Source organism: Desulfonatronospira thiodismutans ASO3-1 (assembly GCF_000174435.1).
Lineage (GTDB): Bacteria > Desulfobacterota > Desulfovibrionia > Desulfovibrionales > Desulfonatronovibrionaceae > Desulfonatronospira > Desulfonatronospira thiodismutans.
In genome coordinates this window covers 393,759-420,183 of the sequence record NZ_ACJN02000002.1, presented here as the reverse complement: position 1 = coordinate 420,183, position 26,425 = coordinate 393,759, and the positions used below count along the sequence as shown (strand labels likewise).

At 54.3% G+C, this 26,425-nt stretch carries 17 protein-coding genes; 14 read left to right on the top strand and 3 right to left on the bottom strand.

The genetic code is table 11. The annotated features are described in order from the left end of the window. The first annotated feature begins 63 nt into the window (after positions 1-63). From DTHIO_RS08090 to DTHIO_RS08025, 14 genes are all read left to right on the top strand, one after another. A complete protein-coding gene (locus tag DTHIO_RS08090) occupies positions 64-606 on the top strand; it encodes a TRAP transporter small permease (RefSeq protein ID WP_008869829.1) in 543 nt (180 codons plus the stop codon). 12 nt (positions 607-618) lie between these two features. Then, positions 619-1,902, top strand: coding sequence for a TRAP transporter large permease (locus DTHIO_RS08085; protein ID WP_008869828.1), 1,284 nt, complete (start codon positions 619-621; stop codon positions 1,900-1,902). Between the two features lie 43 nt (positions 1,903-1,945). Further along, on the top strand, positions 1,946-2,326 hold the full coding sequence (locus DTHIO_RS08080) for a RidA family protein (RefSeq protein ID WP_008869827.1): 381 nt from the start codon (positions 1,946-1,948) through the stop codon (positions 2,324-2,326). A gap of 125 nt (positions 2,327-2,451) precedes the next feature. Next, positions 2,452-3,459 (top strand): D-cysteate sulfo-lyase, encoded by a 1,008-nt coding sequence (gene cuyA / locus DTHIO_RS08075; protein WP_008869826.1) that lies wholly within the window; start codon positions 2,452-2,454, stop codon positions 3,457-3,459. Positions 3,460-3,599: 140 nt separating this feature from the next. Continuing rightward, a complete protein-coding gene (locus DTHIO_RS08070; protein WP_008869825.1) occupies positions 3,600-5,477 on the top strand; it encodes an aldehyde ferredoxin oxidoreductase family protein in 1,878 nt (625 codons plus the stop codon). A 127-nt stretch (positions 5,478-5,604) separates the two neighbouring features. Next, positions 5,605-6,351, top strand: a complete 747-nt coding sequence (gene cuyB, locus DTHIO_RS08065; protein ID WP_008869824.1) for a cysteate racemase — start codon at positions 5,605-5,607, stop codon at positions 6,349-6,351. A gap of 248 nt (positions 6,352-6,599) precedes the next feature. Then, positions 6,600-6,884, top strand: a complete 285-nt coding sequence (locus DTHIO_RS08060; RefSeq protein WP_008869823.1) for a MoaD/ThiS family protein — start codon at positions 6,600-6,602, stop codon at positions 6,882-6,884. A gap of 154 nt (positions 6,885-7,038) precedes the next feature. Then, positions 7,039-7,827, top strand: a complete 789-nt coding sequence (locus DTHIO_RS08055) for a HesA/MoeB/ThiF family protein (RefSeq protein WP_050775164.1) — start codon at positions 7,039-7,041, stop codon at positions 7,825-7,827. A gap of 1,079 nt (positions 7,828-8,906) precedes the next feature. Further along, a complete protein-coding gene (locus DTHIO_RS19720) occupies positions 8,907-12,371 on the top strand; it encodes a response regulator (protein WP_008869821.1) in 3,465 nt (1,154 codons plus the stop codon). Between the two features lie 86 nt (positions 12,372-12,457). After that, on the top strand, positions 12,458-17,101 hold the full coding sequence (locus tag DTHIO_RS19715; RefSeq protein WP_008869820.1) for a PAS domain S-box protein: 4,644 nt from the start codon (positions 12,458-12,460) through the stop codon (positions 17,099-17,101). 21 nt (positions 17,102-17,122) lie between these two features. Next, the gene (locus tag DTHIO_RS22690; RefSeq protein ID WP_279614620.1) at positions 17,123-17,248 is read left to right on the top strand and encodes a hypothetical protein; all 126 of its coding nucleotides are present in this window, start codon (positions 17,123-17,125) and stop codon (positions 17,246-17,248) included. 736 nt (positions 17,249-17,984) lie between these two features. Further along, entirely contained in the window at positions 17,985-19,376 is a 1,392-nt protein-coding gene (locus DTHIO_RS08035; RefSeq protein ID WP_008869818.1) for an ATP-binding protein, read from the top strand. Between the two features lie 193 nt (positions 19,377-19,569). Continuing rightward, positions 19,570-20,490: an ABC transporter ATP-binding protein gene (locus tag DTHIO_RS08030; protein WP_008869817.1), complete on the top strand. Its 921-nt coding sequence runs from the start codon at positions 19,570-19,572 to the stop codon at positions 20,488-20,490. Then, positions 20,487-21,269, top strand: coding sequence for an ABC transporter permease (locus DTHIO_RS08025; protein ID WP_008869816.1), 783 nt, complete (start codon positions 20,487-20,489; stop codon positions 21,267-21,269). The genes DTHIO_RS08030 and DTHIO_RS08025 overlap by 4 nt, the downstream gene beginning before the upstream one ends. 716 nt (positions 21,270-21,985) lie before the next feature. On the opposite strand, the gene DTHIO_RS08020 is transcribed toward DTHIO_RS08025, so the two are convergent. The 3 genes from DTHIO_RS08020 to DTHIO_RS08010 are packed head-to-tail and all read right to left on the bottom strand — an operon-like array spanning position 21,986 to position 26,321. Beyond that, positions 21,986-23,179: an efflux RND transporter periplasmic adaptor subunit gene (locus DTHIO_RS08020; RefSeq protein ID WP_008869815.1), complete on the bottom strand. Its 1,194-nt coding sequence runs from the start codon at positions 23,177-23,179 to the stop codon at positions 21,986-21,988. A gap of 59 nt (positions 23,180-23,238) precedes the next feature. Continuing rightward, on the bottom strand, positions 23,239-25,602 hold the full coding sequence (locus tag DTHIO_RS08015; protein WP_008869814.1) for an ABC transporter permease: 2,364 nt from the start codon (positions 25,600-25,602) through the stop codon (positions 23,239-23,241). Next, positions 25,596-26,321 (bottom strand): ABC transporter ATP-binding protein, encoded by a 726-nt coding sequence (locus DTHIO_RS08010; protein ID WP_008869813.1) that lies wholly within the window; start codon positions 26,319-26,321, stop codon positions 25,596-25,598. The genes DTHIO_RS08015 and DTHIO_RS08010 overlap by 7 nt, the downstream gene beginning before the upstream one ends. Positions 26,322-26,425 lie beyond the last annotated feature (104 nt).

Here is a 26,425-nt window from a genome sequence, read left to right as displayed (position 1 = left end):
GAAGAGCCAGTCCCCATGCCACATGCAAAGCGCTAAACAGATACACCGCCTGGAGAAATCCTTATGGCCAAAAAAATATTGCACATTCTCGACAACCTGGAACGATACATCTGTGTGGTCCTGCTGTCTTTTTTCGTCATCGTTTTGTTCTTCCAGATATTCCTGCGCGCAGCATTCAGTATTGTCCTGCCCTGGAGCGAAGAACTTTCCCGTTTTTGTTTTGTATGGTTCGTTTTCTTTGGGGCGTCCTATGCTGCCAGACTGTATGCCCACAATAGAGTTACAATGCAGTTTAAACTGTTTCGTCCGGCGATTGGCAAATTTTCACAAATCTTCACTGATTTCATCTGGATCGGCTTCAATGTGACCATGATACATGAAAGCATCAAGGTCATCAACAATATGCAGTTATTTGCCTTTCATTCCCCGGCACTGGGCTGGAACATGGCCTATCTCTATTATATCTTTCCCATCAGCTTCACCTTGATGAGCTTACGCATCATACAGGTTAATTACATTATGCATGTCAAAAAAGAGGCAATGGGCGATGTTGACAAGGTTGACGCTGAGGCCATGACAAAACTGGCCGAGAAGTCGGGTAACTAAAAGGAGCTCATCATGTCACCAGCAACCGTCCTCTTCGGGTATTTCGTCATCCTGCTGCTAATGGGAAGTCCCATTGCCGTAGCGCTGGGCGTTTCAGCCATGATCACCTTCATTTATGTGGGAACAGATCTCTCCAGTATTGTCCAGATCGCCTTCAATTCGGTCAACTCATTTCCCATCATGGCTCTGCCTGCCTTTGTCCTGGCCGGAGCACTGATGGATTGCGCCGGTATTTCCAAACGGCTGGTACACATCGCGGAGACCATGGTAGGCAAGATCAGCGGCGGTCTGGCCATCACCACAACCTTGTCCTGCGTATTCTTTGGAGCCATTTCCGGATCCGGCCCGGCCACTACCGCAGCCGTGGGCATGCTGATGATTCCGGCAATGATCAAGAAGGGCTACAACAAGGGCTATGCCGGCGCAGCCACGGCCAGTGCCGGGGGAATCGGTATCATTATCCCCCCCAGCATTCCCATGGTCATCTATGGTGTAACCTCCCAGCAGTCCATCACCAAAATGTTTCTGGCAGGGGTCATCCCAGGCCTCATGATCGCCATGGGGTTGATCATAGTCCATTTTCTGCTCTGTCGGGGAACCAATTACAGTGAAGACATGGAGGAATTTTCCCTGCGTCGTTTCCTGCTGGCTGTAAAGGGTGGTTTCTGGGCCATTCTGGCACCGGTGATCATTCTGGGCGGGATATATTCCGGAATTTTTACACCCACGGAAGCAGCCATAGTAGCTATTTTTTATACCTTATTCGTGGGCATCTTCATCTACAGGGAGATCACCTTTGCAGGCCTGGAAAAATCCCTGACCACCACTTCCTGGCTGACCGGGCGCGTGCTGATCATTATGTTCACGGCCTTCGCCTTCGGCAGAATCCTGGTAGAGAACCGGATCCCGGATCTCATCGCCCAGCAGTTGCTGAGCATAACCTCGGACGTCCATCTTCTTCTAATTCTGGTTGTCGTGTTTTTGCTGTTTCTGGGCATGTTCATGGAAACCCTGGCCCTTATCTTGATTGTCACTCCAGTCCTGCTTCCGGTTATGACCATTCTGGGAGTAGACCCTATTCACTTCGGCGTCATTCTGGTCGCTTGCTGCGGTGTGGGTTTTTCCACACCTCCTCTGGGGGAAAATATGTTCATTGCCTCAGGTATCGCCAATGTCACTCTTGAAGAAATATCCTGGAAGGCCCTGCCATTTTGTGCTGTTACCATAGGTATGATCATCTTAATGGTCTTTTTTCCTCAAACCGTGCTGTGGCTGCCAACTATCCTGGGGTACTGAACCTCAACTTGATAATTTAACTTAACCATCATTGGAGAATCGCATGTCAAAAACCGTTATTCACACCAGCAAGGCTCCTCAAGCAGTAGGACCCTATTCCCAGGCAGTAGCTTTAGGATCGTTGCTCTTTACCTCAGGCCAGTTGCCCCTGGATCCGGAAACAGGAGATATGCTCCAGGGTTCCATCCAGGTCCGGGCTGAACAATGCCTGCGAAATCTTCAAAACATTGCCGAGGCCGGTGGCACGAGCCTGGATCGGGCGATCAAGGTTACGGTGTTTCTGACCAACATGGCCGATTTTCAGGCCGTAAATCAGGTTTACGCCCAGTTTTTCAAGGAGCCCTATCCCGCAAGGACGGCCTTTCAGGTAGCGGCCCTTCCACTGGGCGCGGATATTGAGATTGAGGCAGTTTTCGAGTGTTGAACTGCCAAAACAGATGACAGGGAACAGAAAAGTCAAAGAGTTATCTGTAGCTCGAATAAATCTTACGGTCCACGCGACTGATTGTAACTGCAACCTTAAACATTTGCAAAACAGGAGAGACTATCATGAATTTTACCAGATATCCCCGTCGTGCTTACCTGGAGGAAGCAACACCCATCGAGTTTATGGAAAACCTGAGCACTTTCCTGGGGATGGAGGTCAATCTGTTTGTCAAGCGCGATGATCTGCTTCCAGGGGCTGGAGGGGGAAACAAGACCCGCAAACTGGAATTCTGCCTGGCCGATGCTTTGGAGCAGGGAGCGGATACGATAATTACCTGCGGGGCGGTCCAGTCCAACCACTGCAGGCTGACGGCCTCCTGGTGCTGCAAGGAAAATCTGGATTGTCACCTGATACTGGAAGAGAGGGTTAAGGGAACTTATCATCCTGAAAACAATGGAAACAATTTTTTGTTCCATCTGCTGGATGTGAATAGCATCTCGGTTGTTCCCGGCGGTTCGGACATGATGGCCGAAATGCGCAAAAAAGGGGATGAATTGAAGTCCCATGGCAAAAAACCCTATATCGTCCCCGGAGGAGCGTCCAATCCCATAGGCGCCCTAGGCTATGTGGCTTGCGCAGAAGAGATCATGAACCAGTTGAATGCAGGGCACCAGGACATCGACCACATCGTCGTGCCCTCAGGCAGCGCAGGTACGCATGCCGGCATGGTTGCAGGCATGATCGGCACGAATGCAAATATTCCGGTCAGCGGAATCAACGTCTCCAGACCCAAGGATGTCCAGGAAGGCATTGTTTACAACCTTGCTGAGGAGACTGCACAAAAGCTGGAAATGAAGATGTCCATCCCAAGGGAGGCGGTCGTCTGCTACGACCAGTATGTCGGCCCCGGCTACTCCCTTCCCACGGACTCCATGGTCGAGGCGGTTCGCCTCTTTGCTAAGCATGAAGCTATCTTACTTGACCCGGTCTACTCGGGTAAAGCAGCTGCCGGACTCCTGGATCTGGTCCGTTCCGGACATTTTCCACGGGGCAGCAATGTCCTGTTCCTGCATACCGGTGGCTCCCCCGCGCTGTATGCCTATATGCCGACATTCAGGAAAGATAATTAATGCAGGTAGAAGGTTAATAATTTCCCAGACTGCGAGGCTGGAGGCCCTGACTGCCATTTCAAGCCAGCCATTTTATTATTGCTAAAAACCTTAAAACTATGACTTTTCTTAATTGACAAAACCATTAAAGGAGTCTTCAAATGCCCTTTGGTTACAACGGAAAAATACTGGTCGTGGATCTGACCAACCAGACCTGGTCCGTGGATGAGCGTGATGAGGCCTGGTACCGCACCTACTGGGGCGGCGGGTCCCTTGCATCCTGGTATATGCTCAAGGAAATTCCGCCGAAGGCTGATCCCTTGGGGCCGGACAATGTTCTGGTATTTGCGGCATCGGTACTTTGCGGCAGCGGAATATCCGGCTTCAACCGCTATACAGTTGCAGCCATGAATCCTTTAACCGGCGGCTTTGGAGAGTCCGAGGCGGCTGGTTATTTGGGACCGGCACTCAAGCATGCCGGCTTTGATGCGGTGGTATTAAAGGGAAAATCTCCCCAGCCTGTATACCTGTGGATCAATAATGGTCAGGTTGAACTGCGCGACGCCGCTCATATCTGGGGCAAGGAAAACGCCCCCACACTGGACACAATAAAGAATGAGCTGGGGGAAAAGAAAATCCGTATTGCCTCCATCGGTCCGGCCGGCGAGAACATGGTCCGGCTGGCCTGTATAATCAATGAACTGGCTCATGCCAACGGAAGATGCGGCATGGGAGCGGTCATGGGATCTAAAAATCTAAAAGCAGTGGCCGTGCGTGGAGACTCGGCAAACATGTCCCTGGCTGACCCGGATAAGCTGGACGAGATCAGCAAATGGCATCGCAAAAGGATTGCAGAGCATATGCCAAGCATTAACATGCGCAAGTTCGGAACGGTGCAGCATCTAATGGCCCAGCAGAATTCGGGTATCCTGCCTACCCGTAACTGGAGGGACTGCCAGTTTGAGGATGCTTCCAGCCTGGGTTGGGAAGGATATGAGAAAGTCAGCAAAGGCACTCATACCTGTTATAAATGCGCTGTTGCCTGCAAACGCAGGGTGAACAACACAGAAGAAAAACGGTATGGGGGACCGGAATATGAAACCCTGGCCGCACTGGGCTCCATGTGCGGGGTGGGAGACCTGAATGCGGTCTGCAAGGGACATGAGCGCTGCAATGCACTGGGCCTGGATACAGTGGGTACCGGGGCTGTGGTGTCTTTCGCCATGGAACTGGCGGAAAAGGGCATTTTGTCCGCCGGTGATCTGGGAGGTACAGAGCTTAAGTTCGATGACGCACAAGGCATGCTGGATCTCATTGAAAAGATCGGTGCCCGGGAGGGCATCGGCGACATTTTGTCCCAGGGTGTAAAAAGGGCTGCTGCAGCCATTGGCAGAGGTGCTGAAGAGTATGCTTTTCATGTCAAGGGACAGGAGCCGGCCTTTCATGATCCAAGGGGAAAGACAGGCGTCGGTCTGGGCTTTGCCCTGTCGCCGACAGGTGCTGATCATATCGAGGCCCCTCACGAGGTTCCCTTTCAGGGCGAAGGGGTGAAGCTGGTTAATCCGCTGGGCATCTTCGTTGCGCCTCAGGCCCTGGACACCGGTCCGGAAAAGGTGCGCTACTTTATTGCCGGGGAAAAGACCTGGGCCATGAACAATACCCTGGGGCTGTGCAACTTTGTTGTGGCTCCCTTGTTTTCCATGACCTATGACAAATTATGTGAAGCCGTGGAAGCCATAACCGGCTGGCAAACCAGTGTGCATGAACTGATGCTTGTGGCCGAGCGCTCCATAGTCCTGGCCAGGATGTTCAATGTCCGCCAGGGAATGGACAGCAAGGACGATAAGCTCTTCCGGCGGATGTTCGAACCCCTGCCCGACGGTGTACTCAAGGGTGAGGCCATTTCTCCGGATTCCTTTCAACAGGCCGTGGACCTGTACTATGCTATGATGGGCTGGGATGAGAAAGGTGTGCCCAGCAAGGGAACGCTGTATAGATTGAGTTTGGATTGGCTGGCTAACGGTGGAATGAAGCATTGATGAGTCGATACCTGAGTTCGAAGATGATCAAGGCGTTGCCGTTCAGGAAGGCGTCAATTGTGATTTCTGGCAATATCGCCGCAGACCCGTATCCGGCACCCCTCTGAATGGTTATCTTAACAATAATATGCAAGATGTAAACCAGGAAAAGATCGTCGGCATCATCGGCGGAATGGGACCAGAAGCCACTGTGGACCTGATGTCCCGTGTGATCCGTTTGACTCCGGCTTTGGACGATGCTGATCATATCCGCTGTATTGTGGACAACAATCCCAAAGTTCCTTCGCGGATCAAGGCGCTTATCGATGGTGCAGGGGAGAGTCCTGTGCCGGAATTGCAGGACATGGCCAGATGTTTGGAAGCCTGGGGCGCTGACTTTCTAGCCATGCCCTGCAATACCTCCCATTACTACTTTCAGGATATCCAGGGTGCAGTGTCCATTCCGATGCTCAACCTGATTGAAATTACAGTACAGGAAGTTCTGCGACAACAGCCTGGGATAGACAAGGTGGGCATTCTGGGTTCCACTGCACTGATCCTTACAGGCCTATACCAACAGGCTTTTGCTGCGTCCGGGGTGAGGGTGGTCTACCCTGAGACGGCCTGCCAGGACAGGGTTATGGTTCTTATCAAGGATATCAAAAAAGGGGCAATGGACCTGGCCTTTCCTGTGTTTGAAAGTTCCGTATCCAGCCTGGAAACGCAAGGTGCGCAGGCTTTGGTCATCGCGTGTACAGAATTGAGTCTTCTGCCTGATGCTTCGCTTTCATCTGCTCACCAGCCCTTGCCCCGGTATGACTCGTCAGATATTCTTGCTCGAGATATAATTCGTACCTGCAAGGTGAAGAATTTAAAAAGCATTGGGCCTCCCTAATATCATGACAGCGATATTTTTTGTATAACATCCTACACAATTGAATAAGAACTAGCAAGATGTAACTGCAAATAGCCAATAAATATTGTTAAACATTTAAGATTGTCATTGTAACTTTTTAACTTTTATAAATTATTTATTTAGACTGCTGTCTTTTAAGCTTGACAAACTGACTTTTTGCAAGCCATTACTCTAAAAAGACATCCGACCAAAAGAATTCTGCAAGACCTTATTCTGGACTAGGTTATATGAAAAAAAACAAGTCAAATAATGCAATTTACGAACCCTGCTTTCATGCAAAATCCATCACTATAAAATTGAACCTGGAATCAATTCTGGAAAAATATGCACCAGATAATCCTGAATACTTTCAAGTGTCCAGTGATTCCACCCTGGCAGATCTTTTGAAGTACTTAGGGCTTAGTGAGGATCAGGTCATGCTCGCTTTTGTTAACGGTAAACTAGCTAACTTGAAAACCAGGCTTTCGGACAGGGATTCAGTATCTTTGTGTCCTTATATTTGTGGTGGATGAAAAAATGGACATAAGAAATATTTTTACAACTATACTTATTTATAAATCAAAGTAAACAGATCTTCAAACAGTCAATTGAATCTACAAATAAGCTGTAAATTTTGTATATTATATTCAATAGAAATTCACGAATACAATGAGTTATGTAAGTAATATGATCCAGCAGCCAATACAAACTTATATTTCAGACCGGGAAATATTCAACCGTGCACACAAATCAGGTAACATAGTCCAGGAAGAGGTTCTGCTGGCCATGGAGGCAGGGGAAATCCCGTTGCGCTATCAGAGGAACAACCACGCCCTGAGTTTAACGGATCAGATCAGCCTGGCCAGATCGGCAGTACTTTTAGTCGGGTGCGGAGGGCTGGGTGGCAATCTCTGTGAATACCTGGTGCGCATGGGAGTGGGTAAAATTGTAGCCTGCGATCCGGATGTATTTGAAGAGAGCAACTGCAACCGGCAGATTCTGGCCACATCCGAAACCCTGGGACAATCCAAGGCCCTGGCGGCCAGGCAAAGAGCCCTCGCCATCAATCCGTTGGTGGAAGTTGTGGCTGTTGAGGATTTCGTCAGGTTTGATCTGCTGGATTCTGTTCAGGCCGTAGCAGACTGCCTGGGTGGTGCAGATTACCGCCAGGAACTGTTGGAAATGGCCAGAATTGCTGACTTGCCCCTGGTCTCAGCTGGAATTGCCGGGTGGCACGCTCTGGTATGCACCACATGGCCGGGTGAATCTGGGATTGGAGAGTTCATGGGTAAGGCAGCCAACTCTGTGGAGGATGAACAAGGAGTTTTGGCCCCTGTGGCTTCATTTGCTGCATCCCTTCAGGCCGGCGAACTCGTCAGGATTATGACCGGCGTAAGTCCTATCCTGCGAGGGAACCTGCTCATGGCTGACACTGCCCGGATGCGGTTTTCCACTGTTGACCTGGACATATTTTAAGAGACTGGGGTGCTCAGACTGGCACTTATTATATACATATAGGGAATAGGGAATACTGAACATAATTCATGGGGGACAGTCAAGATCATCCTCTTTATACAAAGATAACGTATCCATTCAGGGGATGCCAGCAATCGCCATCGAGAATAGACTTGAAGCGTACTCCCCAACCGTGAGCGGCAGAGCCGCCCGCTCGCCCCGTGAAACACCCAGCACTCACTTTAATAATTTCGGTTTCATCACAAGCAAACAAATGGAAAAGTGAGTGCTGGGTCAGCGCAGCGGGTTTCACCGGGGTGTGCAACGAAGTTGCCCGTGCCCAAAAAATCTTCTTAGGCACGGAAAATCTTCAGGCGGACACCCGAATAAAATGCGCTTAGCTGTCCTGCGAAGTTTTAGCGGGCAGGCAGGTGCTTCGCACACACGGTTTTGAAGAATATAGATCCCCACAGGGCATTACCCGCCTGGCAGACAGGCAAATTGGCATACCTCCCCCCTGAAGGGTTACAAAATAATGATCGCTTCCGGCGGCGTGACTGCATCTCACCTGGTCCCGGCCGGAAATGCAGGGTATCCCTCCAAAAAAGCCCCGGAGATGGTCTTTTTGCAGGTAAAAATTGACATGCCAGGGCCGGCTGTCATTTTTGAAGGCTGTACCTGGGCAACATAAGATGGTTTTTTGCTCCAGCCCCGGAATACCGTTGGGGGTCGGACCTAATCAACTTATTGAACTAATTAATTAAATGACCTCTACAGGGCCAAAATATTGCCTTAGAATGCCTTTTTTGGGGCCAAAAACATAGCTTGAGAGTTCAAAGTTCCTGGTTCTTCGTTCTTTTTGGAACGCAGCCCTCGGACGCTCCAGCGTCCCTGAATGGGAATGCAAGGCAAAGAAGAGAGTTGACCGGCCAGGCCGGAGAACCCTTGTGACTTGGCGGCCTGGCGGAATAGGTGCAAGAATTCAATGTACCATGTAACAAGATTGTCAAATGTTTTTGAACTGACCTCGGATCACCATGTAGGAATCATGAAATGGAAAAGACTGATAACAATCTGACTTTACCTTGCGGAGCACGGGCATGATGACACAATCTGAGCGGCACCCCCCGGCATTTGAGCCCGGAAGCTCTCCGGCAAGGCCATTGTCTCGTGGCCCTCGGGCCAATGGGCGGTTCGTAACACTTATCCTGGCCGTGGTCTGGCTGCTGGTTCTGGGCGGTTCCCTGGCCTGGAACTGGCGGCATGTGGGCGTGTCCCTGACGGATCTGGCGGAAACTGAAGCCCATTCGGCTTTCATGAAGGACGTGACGTATCGGCTCTGGGCGTCCATGCATGGCGGAGTCTATGTCCCGCCCACGGAGGCCACGCCCCCTAACCCGTATCTCAGCCATCTCCCGCACCGGGACGTGGTTACCGCGGACGGCCGGGAGCTGACCCTGGTCAATCCGGCCTACATGACCCGGCAGGTTCACGAGTTGGGGCGGCAGGAATACGGACTGGTCGGCCACATTACCAGCCTGCAGCCTCTGCGTCCGGCTAATGCGGCTGACCCCTGGGAAACCGAAGCTCTGCAAACCTTTCTGGACGGGGCGGACCGGGCGGTGACCGTGGAGCAGATGGACGGGCAGCCCGTGTTTCGGCTGATGCGGCCCCTGGTGGCCCTGCCCTCCTGCCTGACCTGCCATTCGGAACAAGGATATCAGGAAGGCGACCCCATGGGCGGAATCAGCGTATCCGTGCCCTTGCGCCCCTACCTGGACGCCGCGGGCCAACAACGTCTGTTCCTGCTCGTCGCTCACGGACTGATCGGCGGCCTGGGGCTTTCCGGGCTGGTTTGGGCCGGGCGCTCCCTGCGACGTTCCGGAGCGGAGCTGCTGCGCAGCGAGACCAGGTTCAAGACCATGTTTCACGACTCTCCAGTGGCCATCTACATCAACGATGCGCAATCCGGAACCATCCTCGACGCCAATCAGGCAGCCTGCAACCTTTGTGAGTACGCCAGCCTTGAGGAACTGCAAACCGGCAATATCTGGCTGGACCCACAGTACTCCTTTGCCGAGGCCCAGGAATGGATCCGAAAGGCCGTGGAACAGGGGCCGCAGGTTTTTGAGTGGCATATGCGTTCCAGAAGCGGCCGTTCTTTTTGGGTACAGATTCATTTGCGGTGCATCGAGGTCAACGCCGCCCCTTGCGTCCTGGCCACGGCCATCGACATCACCGAGCGCAGGCAGGCCGAGGAGAAGCTGCACGAGACCGCCCGGCAGATGGAACGTAAGACTGTCGAGCTGGACGCGGCCCTGACCAGGGCCGATGCGGCAAGCAAGGCCAAAAGCGAATTCCTGGCCAATATGAGCCATGAAATCCGGACCCCGATGAACGGCGTCATCGGCATGACCGGCCTGCTCCTGGAAACGGACCTGAACGAGACCCAGCGCCGCTATGCCGAAACCGTGCGCTCCAGCGGCCAGGCCCTGCTGGCGCTGCTCAACGACATCCTGGACTTTTCCAAGATCGAGTCCGGCAAGCTGGAACTGGAGGCCCTGAATTTCGACCTGCGGGACACGCTGGACAACTTTGCCTCCATGATGGCCTTCAAGGCCGAGGAAAAAGGCCTGGAATTCATCTGTAGCGCGGACCCGGACGTCCCGGACAACCTCATCGGCGATCCCGGCCGCATCCGCCAGATCCTGACCAACCTGGTCGGCAACGCGGTGAAGTTCACGGAACGGGGCGAGGTGGTGGTGAGAGTCAGTATTCAGGAGTCAGGAGTCAGGAGACAGGAGACAGGAGACAAGAGTCAGGAGACAGGAGACAAGAGTCAGGAGACAGGAGACAAGAGTCAGGAGTCAGAAGAGTTCTGTATGCTTCGCTTTTCTGTGAGGGACACGGGGATCGGCATCCCGGAAGACAAGATCGGCCTGCTTTTCCAGAGCTTTTCCCAGGTGGACGCGTCCGTTACCCGTAAATTCGGCGGCACAGGCCTGGGCCTGGCCATATCCAGACAGCTGGCCGAATTGATGGGCGGAGAAGTGGGAGTGGAAAGCATCGAAGGGCAGGGAACCACGTTCTGGTTCACTGTTCCTTTGTCTCTGGCTGAGACTTGTGACCAAATTCCGTCTATGTCGGCGGACCTGCGGGGCCTGCGCGCCCTGGTGGTGGATGACAATGCCACGAACAGGGAAATCCTGCTTACCCGTTTCCTGGATTGGGGCCTGCGTCCGGACGAGGCCAAGGACGGTCCTACCGCCCTGGGCCGGCTGTACACTGCCCTGGCCGAGGACGACCCTTATCATCTGGCCATCATTGACATGCAGATGCCCGGCATGGATGGCGAGTTTCTGGGCCGGACCATCCGGGCCGACCAGAAGCTGCAGGACGTGCGCCTGGTGATGATGTCCTCGGCCGGCATGCAAGGCGATGCCAGGCGGATGAAGGATATCTGGTTCGCAGCATTCCTGGCCAAGCCGCTTCGCCACGACGAACTGTTCGACTGCCTGTCCCTGGTCATGGCCGGTGATGAACCTCAGGACCTGGTCACCCGGCATTCAGCCCGTGAAGAAAAGAGCAGGTCTGGAAAGATTGACTTTTCAGACCGCAAGGCGCGCATCCTGTTGGCCGAAGACAATATCACCAACCAGCAGGTGGCCCTGGCCATGCTCAAAAATTTTGGCTTGTCCGCGGATGCCGTGGCCAACGGCCTCGAAGCAATTAAAGCCCTGAAAACCGTCCCCTACGACCTGGTGCTCATGGACGTGCAGATGCTGGAGATGGACGGGCTTGCAGCTACGCGGCGCATCCGCGCCGCAGAGATCAGAGGTCGGGAGTTAGAAGTCAGAGATCAGAGGCTAAAGAGCGAATCCCAAAATTCCTCAATTCCTGAATCCCTCAATCCCTTAATTCCTCAATCCCTTAATTCCAGAATCCCAGAATTCAGAATTCCAATTATCGCCCTCACCGCCCATGCCATGCAGGGCTACCGGGAGCAGTGTCTGGAGGCGGGGATGGATGACTACCTGACCAAGCCGCTGGAGCCGGTCCAGTTGGCGGAGATGCTGGATAAGTGGCTGGGGAAGGAGGAGGCGGAGTCCCGGGATCATTCCCATGGGGATGAGCCTGGTTCCGCTGGGTGGCCGGAAGGCAAAGCAGGAGAGGAAGCCGGCGGGAACACTGGCGAGGAACGGGCTGCGGCGCAGGGGGGGGGTGACCTCCCGGTGTACGACAGGGAGAAGTTGTTGGAGCAAATGAGCGGTGACCAGGAATTTATCCAGGTGATTGTGCAGATGTTTGTGGAGCAGAACACGGAACGCCTGGAAGTTCTGCTGCGGGCCATCATTGACGGTGATCTGGCCGCGGTGCGCGACCATGCCCATGCGATCAAGGGCTCGGCCTTGTCGGTCAGCGCCAATGCCCTGGCGGAAATGGCCAGCCGGTTGGAAGTTGCCGGGAGGGATGAAGACCTTGCCGCCTGCACGTCCCTGGGGCCGCGGGTGGAATGGGAATTTCAGCGGCTGCTTTCCGAACTTGGCGTCATGAAGCCGGGATGAGTTAGTTACATAACATGTTGCATTTTCATGGAGATTGGTAATGAACCAAAGGCAAACACCTGAAGAAGCGGCCCACCCCCCCCCGATTGTCCCCTGAAAAAAAATCAGGTTCGAACCAGCGCAAGGGCAGCCCGGTGGTGCTGGCCATTTCTCTGTTTGCCATGCTACTGGGGCTCTTTGTTCTGATCGGCGTCATCCTGGCCAATTTTGAATCTGATCGCCGCAAGCAGCAGGAAATTGAACTCGTACAACAGGCATTGGACGGCATGAAGGCGTCCCTGTCGTCCCGGTTGTCCGCGAACATCTACAAGGTCTCCGCGGTGAAAGCCCTGGTGGCCATGAACCCCGATCTGACCCAGGATGACTTTGCCCGGGCCATGGAGGTCCAGTTTCGCGGGGAAAACGATTTGCGGAACATCGGTCTTGCCCGGGACATGGTCATTCAGTTCATGTACCCCATCGAAGGCAACGAGGCCGCCGTCGGCCTGGACTACAGGACGCTCCCCGACCAGATCGAGGCCGTGGAGCTGGCCCGAAGGGTCAACGAGATCGTGCTTGCCGGTCCTCTGGCGCTTGTCCAGGGCGGAGAGGGACTTATTGCCCGGATTCCCATCTCCAGAAGGGACGAAAGCACAGGCCGGGAAGCATTTTGGGGCATGGCCTCGGTGGTCATGAACAGTGACGAAATTTTTGCCGGAGCAGGAATACGGGACGAGCAGGATGGTTTGCGCACCGCCATTCGGGGCAGGGACGCTCTCGGAGACGGGGGCGATGTTTTTTTCGGCGATCCCCAGGTTTTTGAAAATGCTCCGCTGACCAAGGTGATGGAACTTCCCCATGGAAGCTGGCAAATCGCGGCGATACCCTCCGGGGGATGGCATTCCTCCGCGATAATCCTCACACCGCTGATATGGCTCTATGTTCTTGGAGCCGGGACCATTCTTTCCTTTACCGCGCTCATCGTGTTCCTGCTCCGCAAAAGAGAGCGGATTGAAAACGAGCGAAAAAACCTGACCCACAGCCTTGAAGTCATCTTGAACCAGACAAGCGACTTTATCTACTATAAAGATATCAACAGCAGATTCATTTTTTGCAGTCAGACCCTGGCTGATATTACAAACCATGCGCACTGGAGGGAGATGATCGGCAAGCACGATTTTGAGGTGTTTCCTCATGATACGGCAACTATTTACAATGAAGAAGAAAAACCTGTCTTCAATGAAGGAAAGCCGATTTTGAACAGGGTCAATCCATTTTACAAGGAAACCGGCGAAACAGGATATGTCCAGACCAATAAATGGCCGGTTTTTGACGACAAACAGAAAGTGAGCGGCATTTTCGGCATCAGCAGGGACATTACCGAGCACAAGAAGGCTGTTGAAGACCTGGAAAATGAGCGGAACCTCTTTGCCGCCGGCCCCGTGTTCACCATGGAGTGGTCACCTGAGATGCAGGGGCGATGGACTGTGAAATTCGCTTCATCCAATGTTGAACAGATTCTCGGATACAGTCCTGAAGAGATGCAGCATTCAAATTTTTGGTATACAGAAATAATTCATCCTGATGATGTGGAGGGAATCGTCAATGAGCTCAGGCATAATATCGCCAATTACATTGACTCCTTTGAAACATCCTACAGGTTGCGGACCAAAGCCGGCTACTACCTCTGGACCTACGATTTCACCCTGCTGGTTCGCGATGAAGAAGGCGCCCTGACGGGCATTCGCAGCTACATGTACGACCAGAGCGCCCGGAAGCAGGCTGAAGAGGCCCTGCGCATCGCGGAGGAAAGGCTGGAGAAGACAGCCTATGATCTGACCGAGAACATCCCTGTCGGCACCTATACCATGGTGCAGCCCCCCGAGGGCGGAATGGCGCGGTTCGCGTTCATGAGCAGCCAGTTTCTGGAACTGACCGGATTGACCCGCGAAAAGGCCGCGTCTGACCCGCTGAAAGCCTTTGCCTGCGTACACCCTGACGACTTTGACGCCTGGGTGGCACTGAACGCCAAGGCCTTTGCGGAGAAAACGCCTTTCTTTGGCGAGACGAGGGTTGTCGCCCATGGCGAGGTCAGGTGGGTCACAGCTGAATCCAAGCCACGCACTCTTGCCGACGGCACCACGGTCTGGGAGGGCGTCCTGGCCGACATTACGGACCGCAAGCGTGCGGAGGAGGCGTTGAGCGAAACCCTGGGGCGCTTCAACGATCTGGTCGTCTACATGTCGGTGGGGGTGTACGTGTTCTGGATCCGGGCCGATGGCCGACAGGAATTTGAATACGTCAGCGACGGATGGTGCGCGATGAATCACCTCCGTCGTGAAGATGTGCTGGCCAATTCGGCGGTTGCCTTCAATATGATCCATCCCGAAGAGCTGGAAAATTTCATTTTGCTCAACCAGGAGGCTGCCCGGGAGAAAAAGCGTTTTCACTGGGAAGGCCGGGTTGTCATCAATGGCGAGGTCCGCTTTGCGCTGGTGGAATCGAATCCCGTCTTTTTTGACAACGGCGACTGCCGCTGGTTCGGCATTCAGCAGGACATTACCGAGAGGGTCCAGGACCAGGAGCGGTTGCGCATTGCCACAATGCAGGCCGATGCGGCCAGCAGGGCCAAAAGTGAATTCCTGGCCAATATGAGTCACGAAATCCGGACCCCGATGAACGGCGTCATCGGCATGACCGGCCTGCTCCTGGAAACGGACCTGAACGAGACCCAGCGCCGCTATGCCGAAACCGTGCGCTCCAGCGGCCAGGCCCTGCTGGCGCTGCTCAACGACATCCTGGACTTTTCCAAGATCGAGTCCGGCAAGCTGGAACTGGAGGCCCTGAATTTCGACCTGCGGGACACGCTGGACAACTTTGCCTCCATGATGGCCTTCAAGGCCGAGGAAAAAGGCCTGGAATTCATCTGTAGCGCGGACCCGGACGTCCCGGACAACCTCATCGGCGATCCCGGCCGCATCCGCCAGATCCTGACCAACCTGGTCGGCAACGCGGTGAAGTTCACGGAACGGGGCGAGGTGGTGGTGAGAGTCAGTATTCAGGAGTCAGGAGTCAGGAGTCAGGAGTCACAAGAGTTCTGTATGCTTCACTTTTCGGTGAGGGACACCGGCATCGGCATTCCCGCGGACAAGGTGGGCGATCTGTTTCAGAGTTTTTCCCAGGTGGATGCCTCCATTACCCGGAAGTTCGGCGGCACGGGACTGGGGTTGGCCATTTCCAAACAGCTGGCCGAAATGATGGGCGGCGACGTGGGCGTGGACAGCGTTGAAGGACAGGGGACCACGTTCTGGTTCACCATCCGTTTGGCCCTGGCCGGGACAGCGGAGGCCGAGGTCCCGGTGCCCGCCGATCTGCTGGATGTGCGTGCGCTGATTGTGGACGACAATGCGACGAATCGTGAAATCCTGATGACCCGCCTGCTGGGCTGGGGCATGCGTCCGGACGAGGCCAAGGACGGTCCTACCGCCCTGGGCCGGCTGTACACTGCCCTGGCCGAGGACGACCCTTATCATCTGGCCATCATTGACATGCAGATGCCCGGCATGGATGGCGAGTTTCTGGGCCGGACCATCCGGGCCGACCAGAAGCTGCAGGACGTGCGCCTGGTGATGATGTCCTCGGCCGGCATGCAAGGCGATGCCAGGCGGATGAAGGATATCTGGTTCGCAGCATTCCTGGCCAAGCCGCTTCGCCACGACGAACTGTTCGACTGCCTGTCCCTGGTCATGGCCGGTGATGAACCTCAGGACCTGGTCACCCGGCATTCAGCCCGTGAAGAAAAGAGCAGGTCTGGAAAGATTGACTTTTCAGACCGCAAGGCGCGCATCCTGTTGGCCGAAGACAATATCACCAACCAGCAGGTGGCCCTGGCCATGCTCAAAAATTTTGGCTTGTCCGCGGATGCCGTGGCCAACGGCCTCGAAGCAATTAAAGCCCTGAAAACCGTCCCCTACGACCTGGTGCTCATGGACGTGCAGATGCTGGAGATGGACGGGCTTGCAGCTACGCGGCGCATCCGCGCCGCAGAGATCAGAGGTCGGGAGTTAGAAGTCAGAGATCAGAGGCTAAAGAGCGAATCCCAAAATTCCTCAATTCCTGAATCCCTCAATCCCTTAATTCCTCAATCCCTTAATTCCAGAATCCCAGAATTCAGAATTCCAATTATCGCCATGACCGCCCACGCCATGCGCGGGGACCGGGAACGATGCATGGAAGCAGGCATGGACGACTATCTGGCCAAGCCCGTGGAGCCGGGGCGGCTGTCCCAGGTACTGGAGAAGTGGCTGCCGGTAAGAAATGATGAAAGAGGAATGATGAATGATGAAGGCGGAGGGACGCAGGCGGAAACTGAGTTCTCTTCATTACTCATCACTGAGCAGTCATCATTGGAACCGGACTCCGGGCCGCCGGTTTTCGACAAGGCGGATTTGCTGCTGAGGTTGGAAGACGAAGAGCTTGCAGCCAGCATCGTGCAGGAATTCATTCAGACAACACCCGAAAAGCTGGCCAGCCTGGCCGAGGCGATACGTGTGCAGGATTCCAAGGCTGTCCATGAAATCAGCCACGCCCTCAAGGGCTCTGCAGCCACCGTCGGGGCCAAAGCCCTGGCTGCAGTGCTGCAGGAAATTGAGGTTGCTGGAAAATCCGGCCAACTGGCCGGGCTGGAACGCCTGCTGCCCGAGGCAGAGCAGGAGTTTGAAAAACTGTCGGACATCCTTGATCAATGCTAAAGGGAACATCCAAAAATGCAGATGCAATCAAAGCAACCCAAAAAGCCATGCATTGTAGTAGTCAACGACGATTCCATCCAGATGGGCACTCTCAAAGTGATCCTTGAAAGAGGCGGATATGCGGTAAAGGCTCATTCCAGCGCTTAGCATGCACTGCAGGCCATGCACGAACAGTATCTGTTTAGCGCTTTTAAGGAAAGCAGGGGACAGGCACTCCGGGACCCACTTGAGCATCATTTTGTGCTTAAAACATCTCATTTTTTGGGACAAGTGGGTCCCGGAAGAGCCAGTCCCCATGCCACATGCAAAGCGCTAAACAGATACGCCCTGGGTCTTTTTGGTCAACAGGTGCGCTGCTGTAACCAGGGCATTTAAAGCGTTGCAGGCTTGGGGGTCAAGATGTTTGTATTCGCCAGTATGATCAAACCAGGCCAGGCTTTCCTTGTCAGGGTCATTTGTCCATGGGAAAAAAATAAAAAATTTTATAATAAAATGAATTATTATAATTGACAGGCGTAACTTTGTAAAATATAATGACTAAGGCGGGTTTTGCCCGCAACCCAATAAAGAAAAGAACTTTTTTGACAGGATTAACAGGATTAAGAGATTGATTAAGAGAAAAACATTTTTGTCCTGGCTCCCAGTTTAATGCCCTTCGGGCTTGCTCTGCGAGCAATTAAACGGGACAGGCGGAAGCCAGGCCAAAAGGTAATCACTCCAGCACTCACTTTTTTCCGGCACTCATGAATGTCGGAAGAAAGTGAGTGCTGGATGGTAAATCCAGTCAGCGGCATCAGGCCGGTGGCTGATTATCCTATCCATCCTGTTAATCCTGTCTAAGTTTCTTGTTTTTTATGACAGGGTTTCAGGAGTAAGTCACTAAATGTCATTTTTTATTGGTAGAAAGAAAGAGATTCAATTCCTTGAGGATGAGTTCGCTCAGGACAGGGCCTCGCTGGTAATCCTTTATGGTCGCAGAAGGATAGGCAAAACCACCCTGATCAAACAATTCATTCAGGAAAAAAACGCTTTTTATTTTGTGGCTACAGAGGAATCAGAACGGGAAAACAGGAGAAACTTTCAACACGCAGTCTCGGATTTCACACATAACACCTTACTAAAAAAAGATGTCCTTCTGGAATGGGATGAAATCTTTTCCGTGCTTAATGAGCACCAGCCGGAAAAAAAGAAAATCATTGCCATTGATGAATTTCAATACCTGGGCAAGGCCCGGACATCTTTTCCTTCCATTTTCCAGAGAATCTGGGATCAGATGCTGGCCGGATCCAGGTCCATGGTCATCCTCTGCGGCTCTCTCGTGGGCATGATGGTGGAGCAGGCTCTCTCCTATTCCAGTCCCCTGTATGGAAGACGGACCGGACAGATCAGGCTGGATCAGATTTCATATCAGGATTATGGACTCTTTTTCAAACACCCTGAGCGCATCAACCTCATCGAGTACTATGCTGTGACCGGAGGGGTGCCCAGATATATTGAACTGTTTACACCAGCCACGGATATCTTCCAGGCCATAGAAAGAAATATTCTGTCCAGGCAGAGCTTTTTATTTGAAGAGCCGGTTTTTTTACTGGAAAAAGAATTCGGCGAAACTGGAACTTACTTTTCCCTGGTCAAAACCATTGCAGCCGGCAACAGAAAGCTGGGCAGGATCTCCTCTGCCCTGGGCATGAATCAGTCCGGGCTGACAAAATATCTCAAAACCCTGCAGGAACTGGATCTCATTGTCAGAGAAGTTCCCATCACTGAAAAGAACCCGGAAAAAAGCAAAAAGGGCCTGTATCGAATTACAGACAACTTCATCAGTTTCTGGTTCAGATTCGTCCATCCCTATAGAAGCTACCTGGAGATTGAGAACACTGAAGTAGTTATTAAAAAGATCAAAGATCAATTCAGGTCAAGTCATGTCAGTTGTGTGTACGAAGACATATGCAGGCAGTGGCTTATGCAGAAGGGGCTTGTCAAATCGCCGCATATTCAGCTGATCCAGGCTGGCAGATGGTGGGACAAGGATGTGGAGATAGATCTTCTGGGCGTCACTGAGAACCGGGAGCATGCGGTATTCGGTGAGTGCAAGTATACTGCCGCACCTGTGGATGCGGATGTTTACCGGCAATTGATGGAAAAGGCACAAAGCGTTTCTTTGCCGGACGGCTCTGAAAAACACTATGTTTTTTTCAGCCAGTCCGGATTTACCGAAGCCATGGTGGACCTGGCCCGAAGTCAGGACAATGTGCACCTGGCGTCCATTTCCTGAAGCAGGTTCCAAGGCACGAGTTTCACACCCCCGCAGCTACCCTGAAACTCAAGAGGATACGCCTGCAAAAAGTTTTTTGTCACGCTGACCACGCTAACCACGCGAAGCGCGTGGCAGGGCGCGTGACTGAAGGCAGGACCCGGGCGGGAGTCAGGATCTTGCTTATGCTCTGTGATCCGCATAAGATGTCCCGATGAAATCGATAAACCCGGTAATTGAAGCCATTAGTCTGGGCAAGAGGTTCGGGCAGTTCACTGCCGTGGACGATGTGAGCTTTCAGGTGGAAGAAGGGGAGTTCTTCGGCCTCCTTGGTCCCAACGGCGCGGGCAAGACCTCTGTCATCAGGATGATGTACGGATTTTCTCCCTTGAGTTCTGGAAATATCAAGGTTTTCGGCCTGGACATCAAGACCGGGTGGAGGCATATCCGCTCCAGAATCGGCGTCTGCCAGCAGGAAAACACACTGGACCCGGACCTGAGCGTTGAGCAAAACCTCCTCGTCTTTGCCGGGTATTACCGCATCCCCAGGCAAAAGGCTGCAGAACGTACCCGTGAACTGCTGGACTTCTTTGCCCTGAACCACAAAAAAGATGCCCGGGTCAGCCAGCTCTCGGGAGGCATGGCCAGGCGGCTCATGCTGGCCAGGTCCCTTATCAACGAGCCCGGTCTGATCATCCTGGACGAGCCCACCACAGGTCTGGACCCCCAGTCAAGACACCAGGTCTGGGACAAGCTCAAAGAGCTGCAGACCAGGGGACTGACCCTGGTCCTGACCACCCACTACATGGAAGAGGCGGCCAGTCTCTGCCACAGGATTGTGATCATGGATCATGGCAGGATCCTGGTGCAGGGTTCCCCGGATGGCCTCATCCGTGAATTTGCCGGGACATCGGTGATAGAGGTGGAAAGTCCCGGGCAGGAGCTTCAAAGCTTTGTGGAGCAGAAAAAAATCAACCACGAGCAGCTGGCGGGCAGACTGATAATTTATACCGACGACCTGAACGGGCTGGGAAAGGTCATCAGGCAGAAATTCTGTCCGGACAAATGCCTGTTTCGCAGCGGGACTCTTGAAGACGTGTTTCTGCGTCTCACAGGAAGGGAGCTTCGGGAATGAAGAGAACCGATCTGACTTTTTTGTTCCTGCCGGTCTGGAAAAGAAATCTCATAGTCTACCGCCGCACCTGGAAGGTCAACTTCATGGTTCCCCTGTTAGAGCCCCTTTTCTATCTGGCCGCATTCGGCATAGGCCTAAGCGGGCTCATTGGAGACGTGGTCTACGCAGGAGAGAAGCTTAGCTACATACAGTTCATTGCCCCGGCTCTTCTGGCCACGGCCATAATGTTCAACGCCTTTTTTGAAAACACCTATGCTTCTTTTGTGCGCATGTACTATCAGAAGACCTTCGATGCCATGCTGGCCACGCCACTGTCCCTGGAGGAAGTAGTCACTGCGGAGATCGTCTGGGGGGCCACCAAGTCCATGATGGCTGCAGTCATAATCCTGGGGGTAATTTCAGTGCTGGGTTTTGCGGTCTATCCCTGGGCTTTGGTGGTAATCCCCCTGGCCTTTCTCGGCGGGATGGTATTCGGTTCGGTGGGCATGTTCTTTACCGGGATAACTCCAAGCATTGACATGTTCAACCTGCCCTTTTTTCTATTGGTGACCCCGCTTTTTCTTTTCAGCGGAACGTTTTTCCCGGTTGCCAGCCTGCCGGAGTGGGGCCAGCATCTGGCCCGGATTTCGCCCCTGTATCATCTGGTGGAGTTGACCAGACTCTGCACCATGGGCCGGATGGAATCAAACCTGCTGGTCAGCCTCTTTTACCTGAAAGGATTTGCAGCGGTTTTTTATTTCCTGAGCATCAGGTCCATGCGCAACAGGCTTATAAAATAGGTTTGCACAGGGAGTGCTGCCCGTCTGTTAAACATGTAGCCGGGCTTGGACGTCATATCATGTGCCTGGCAGTTGTGAATACAGAAGTCAGATGTCAGAGATCAGATTTCATTACTATTTGCATTCAAGGTGATCTTTATACCCGTTGTCATCAAATGTTTGACACCACAGAGAGCACAGAGATTCACAGAGAAAAAGGCATAAGATGACACTGCTAACTCTGTGTGCCTCTGTGTACTCTGTGGTATAATTTTTTCTGGTTTTCCGAACTTAGTGATATTCATAACTGTCTGGAGAAATCATCTTGAATGCAACTTGGAATCAGAGATCAGATGTCAGAAGTCAGTAAAAACAAAGCAGTGCCAGTTAGTAACCAGCAAAGGATCCCCTGTAATTTTTACCTGCATCAGATCTGGGAGAAGTATCAATGCCAGGGTCTATTCGCCAGGGGACCGGGAATACCTGCAGGCCGGCACTTAAGCTGATTGTACCGTAATTGTTCACCATGACAACTGGTTTTGTCGGGGTCGGTATCGGAATCGGGATCGGTATCGAAGCTGTTGGGGAAGGCCCCGCGCAACTTTGGCTTTCGGTTTTCTATCGACCCCGATACCGATACCGACCCCGACACCGATGGCCAGAACAAGAGTACACACAAAATGTGCTGAACAGTTGCATTGTACCTTACATGAAGTCTTGGCTGTATTTTAAAACTATTATTGTCCAATATCCACCCGCACCCCGTCCCGGACCTGATCTCCGGGATGAGTGATTACCTTCTCTCCGGGTTCCAGCCCCTGAACCACCTGGGTCCGGAGCCCGCTGCGCCGCCCGGTCTCCACCCGGCGTACCATGGCCCGGCCCTCCTGAAGCACAAATAGCTGCCACTTACCGTTTTCCCGGAACAGGGCGCTGGAAGGCACGGACATTACTTCCAGGCCCTCCCAAAGAATAAACCTGGCCTCCACCCGGTACTCTTTGCCCAACTGCTCCCAATCCTGCCTGGGACTGGTGATCTCCACCAGCACGGGCACCCTCTGCTCCTCCACGCCCAGAGCGGATATCTTGGTGAAACCCGCCGGTTCCACCCGGCGCACCCTGCCGGCAAGGGGTTTTTCTCCCCCCCAGCGCTCAAGCTCCACCCGCATCCCGGGCCTCACCCTGACCGCATCCATGGATAAAAGATCCACCCGCACTTCCAGTTCATCCAGGTCTCCGATTTCCAGAATCTCCACCCCGGCAGGCACAGTTCCTTCCTGGTAATGCATCCGGTTCAGCACCATCCCGGACACCGGGGACCTGATCTTAAGACCCTGTTCCCGCCCGAGGCGCGCCCCCTGGGTAATGTCCAGCACCGCCCGGGCATTTTCCTTTTCAAAGAGCGCTGCCTCCATGGCCGAACGGGCCGCTTTCTTTGCCGCAGTGGCCCGCATCTGTTCATTGTGCATCTTGTCCATGACCGAGGCCGATATTACATTATGGGCAAAAAGTTCTTCATGGCGTCTGACTTCCCTGGCCGCGTAGTCCATCTGTATCCGGGCGTTTTCATGTTCGGCCCGGGCAGATTCCAGCCTGGCCCGGGCAGCCCTCAGATTCTCCCTGGCCTGCTCCTGGGCTCGAAGGTCCAGCCCGGGGGCGGGCAGAGCCTCCATGCTGAACAAAACCTCACCGGCCTGCACTCCGTCCCCCGGCTCCAGATCCACCCGGTGCAGATACCCCTGCACCGGAGCACTCATGACGTAGGTGGTTTTAAGCCTGGTGTAGCCTTCGTCCTCCACGTACTCGGCAAAGTAGCCCTTTTCCACCTGCACCGTGCTCACCGGCACCGGGGAAGGGGTTAGGGCTGCGGCCAGAGCTCCCAGGATGGCCAGTCCGGCCAGAACCAGGATAATTTTCTTTCTTGTGCTCATCTTTGTTTCTCTGCCGTTTTGTGGATGATCTGACTTGTTTGCGCCAGCCCCGTCCCCAACTATTCCGTCTTCAGGGCTTCCACCATGTCCAGACGCAGCAGTCTGCGTAGAATCAAGAGTACGGACAAAAACGTGGCCAGCAGCACCCCGGCCGCGGAAAAGGCAAACACCCCCGGCTGCAGCACGAAGGGCAGCCGGAAGAAATCCGTACTCAGGGCCTGGTTCAACCCGTAGGCAAAACCGGCCCCCAGAAGCCAGCCCAGGGGGATGGCCGCCAGGGTGACTACCAGTATTTCGCCCACAAGAATCCAGCCCACTTCCACCCGGGTCATTCCCAGGACCCTGAGGGTGGCCAGTTCGCGGTAGCGCTCCTCGTAGGCGATACGGGCATTATTGTAGACCACGGCAAAGGCTATGGAACCGGCCATGACAAGCAAGACCGCCATGAATCCCAGGGCAGTATCCTGGATATAGCTGCGGATATTGACCTCGGCCTGTGATGTGACTCCGATCCCGGCGATAGCCGGAGTGTCCCACAAATGCTCATAAAGCTCAAAGTGCCGGGTGTGGTCAGTGAGCAGCCAGGCACCGGACACTGCCGGTCCCTCCCCCATGACCCTGTTCAGGGCCCGGCGCTCCATGTAGGCCCCCACCCCGATGGGCTCCTGCACCAGGCGGGCCACCTCCATCTCCACGTTTCGGCGGCGGCCCTCCATGATTTCCACCTGCAGCGTGTCCCCGGGCTCAACCCCCAGATGCCCGGCCAGGTAATCAGTCAGCACCAGTCCCTGGAGGGGCAGCTTCACCTGGCTGAAGTCCTGGTCCAGGATTCCGCGCAGGGCCGGTTTTTGCTCCATGCCCATAATGCTGGTCCGATAGTCCCTCTGCCCATGCTTCAAGCGCACCGGTACGCTGCGGTAGGTTTCCACGAAAAGCACACCGGGCAGGACTTCAAGCTCCCTGCTGGACTGCTCATGCACGGACTCGGTAAACACCAGGTGCACATCCATTTTCTGGACCAGCCGATACTGAGTATCCAGCATATGATCCACCGAGCCGAACTGGTAGCTTCCAAGAAGCAGCAGGGACCCGGACAGGGCAATGCCCAGCACGGACATCAAGGCCTTGAATCTCTTGCGGGCCAGGTTGCGCAGGATGATCCGCCCGGTCTGATCCAGTATCCTGTTCCAGACTGGACCCTGAAATGACCCCAGGGAAAATTTTTCAGGGGCAGGAGGACGCATGGCCTCGGCCGGAGGGCTGCTTACCGCGCCGCGTACCGCCCGGAAAATCCCCAGCAAGGCGGCAGCAAGAGCAACAAACACAGCCAGGGCCAGAATCCGGGGGCTCAGCCTGAAAATAAGCTCCGGAAAGCGGAAATATTCGCCGTACAGGGCGGCCAGTTCCCCGGCGGCCCACAGGCCCAGGCCCACCCCAAGAATACAGCCAGAAGTCACAATCAGGCCCGAAAACAGGATGTAGTGCAGGCCGATTTCTTGATTGGTGTATCCAAAGGCTTTGAGCACCGCGATCTGGCGGCGCTGGGTGCTGATGATCCGGCTCAGGAGCACGCTCAGCAGAAAAGCGGCCACCCCCAGGAAAATCAGGGGCAGGACCACGGCCATGACCCTCAACTGGTCAAGTTCATCCTGCAGGAATCTGTGCGAGACCTGATCTTCGCGCCCATAGGCCCCAACCCCGCCGTAAGGGGCAAGTATCTCATCCAGGGCATCCAGGACCGATGCTTCATGGGCACCGGACTGCAGGCTGACAAGTACGCTGTTAAAAGCTCCCTGCATATCAAAGGCCGCTTCCAGGTCACGGCGGTTCATCCAGAGTACGCCGAAGCGCTCGTAGTCCGGAATAAGATCAGCTGGGCCGAGCTGATAGACAAACTCCGGAGAGAGGGCCACTCCGCTGATGGTCAAGGTCTCCAGCCGGCCTCTGATGATGGCTCTTAGTTCATCGCCGGGCTTCAGGCTGTGGGCCTGGGCCAGGGGCTCGCTGATTACCGCCTGTCCGGGCTGATCCGGCTCAGGAAGGCTGCCCCGGCGCAAGTACAGACGGTTCAGCCGGGGCTGATCTCCGTTGGGAATGGACAAGACCCGCCCCCGCACCGGATCATCAAAGGCCGGAACCTCCAGGCGCACCGGGGCTGCTACCCTGGTCTGGACCGCGCTTACTCCGGGAATTTCTTCCAGGCGGCTGGAGACGAATTCAGGCGCGCGCTTCAGGTCGCAGAAGATATGGGCGAAATTGTGGGTCTGATAGAACCGGTCTTTGGAGAGGTTGACGGCATCCAGAATGGTCACCGCCAGGATCAGAACCATCACCCCCGCCCCCAGTACCACCGAGATGGCCGCCACCTGCCCCTTTAGCTCCCACAGATCCCGAAACAGCTTGCGATTAATGGCCCTTACCATTTCAGCTCCCCGGGCGGCAGCCTGTGGGAATTGGGCTGGACATAGGCTATGCGGCCGTCACTGATGCGGATTACGCGGTGGGCCATCCGGCCTATGACTTCGTTGTGGGTGATGACCACAGTAGTGGTTCCCAGCGTGGCGTTTATATGCTCGATGACCTCCAGAACCCGGACCCCGGTTTTGGAATCCAGGGCACCTGTGGGTTCGTCGCATAAGAGAACAAAGGGGCGCTTGGCCACGGCCCGGGCGATGGCCACCCGCTGCTGCTCCCCCCCGGAAAGCTGGGCCGGAAAGTGATCCATGCGCTTACCCAGGCCCACCAGTTCCAGGGCCTCTTCCGGCGTCATGGGGTCGCGGCTGATCTCGGTGACAATGGCCACGTTCTCCCGGGCGGTCAGGCTGGAGATGAGGTTGTAGAACTGGAAAACAAAGCCTGCGTGATTGCGGCGATAATCGGTGAGCGCCCGTTCCCCGGCATGGGTAAGGCTTCGGCCCTGATACCTGATTTCCCCGTCTCCGGCCGAGTCCAGTCCGCCCAGGATGTTGAGAAGAGTGGACTTGCCTGAGCCTGAGGCCCCCAGAAGCACCGCCAGTTCGCCCTGGTACAGGTCCAGGTCCACCCCGCGCAGGGCGTGAATGATCACTTCCCCCATGCGGTAGGTCTTGCTCAGGCCCCGGATTTCAAATACGGCCTTGTCTGAAGGCGGGGAATTGTCCATACAGCGCGCCTGTCCCGGGTTTAAACTTTGGCAAAGATTAAAGCTTTCGGCTCGATATCAACTTCCTTAGCTTTCAGTCCCAGCCCAGCAAGGGTCATAAATCC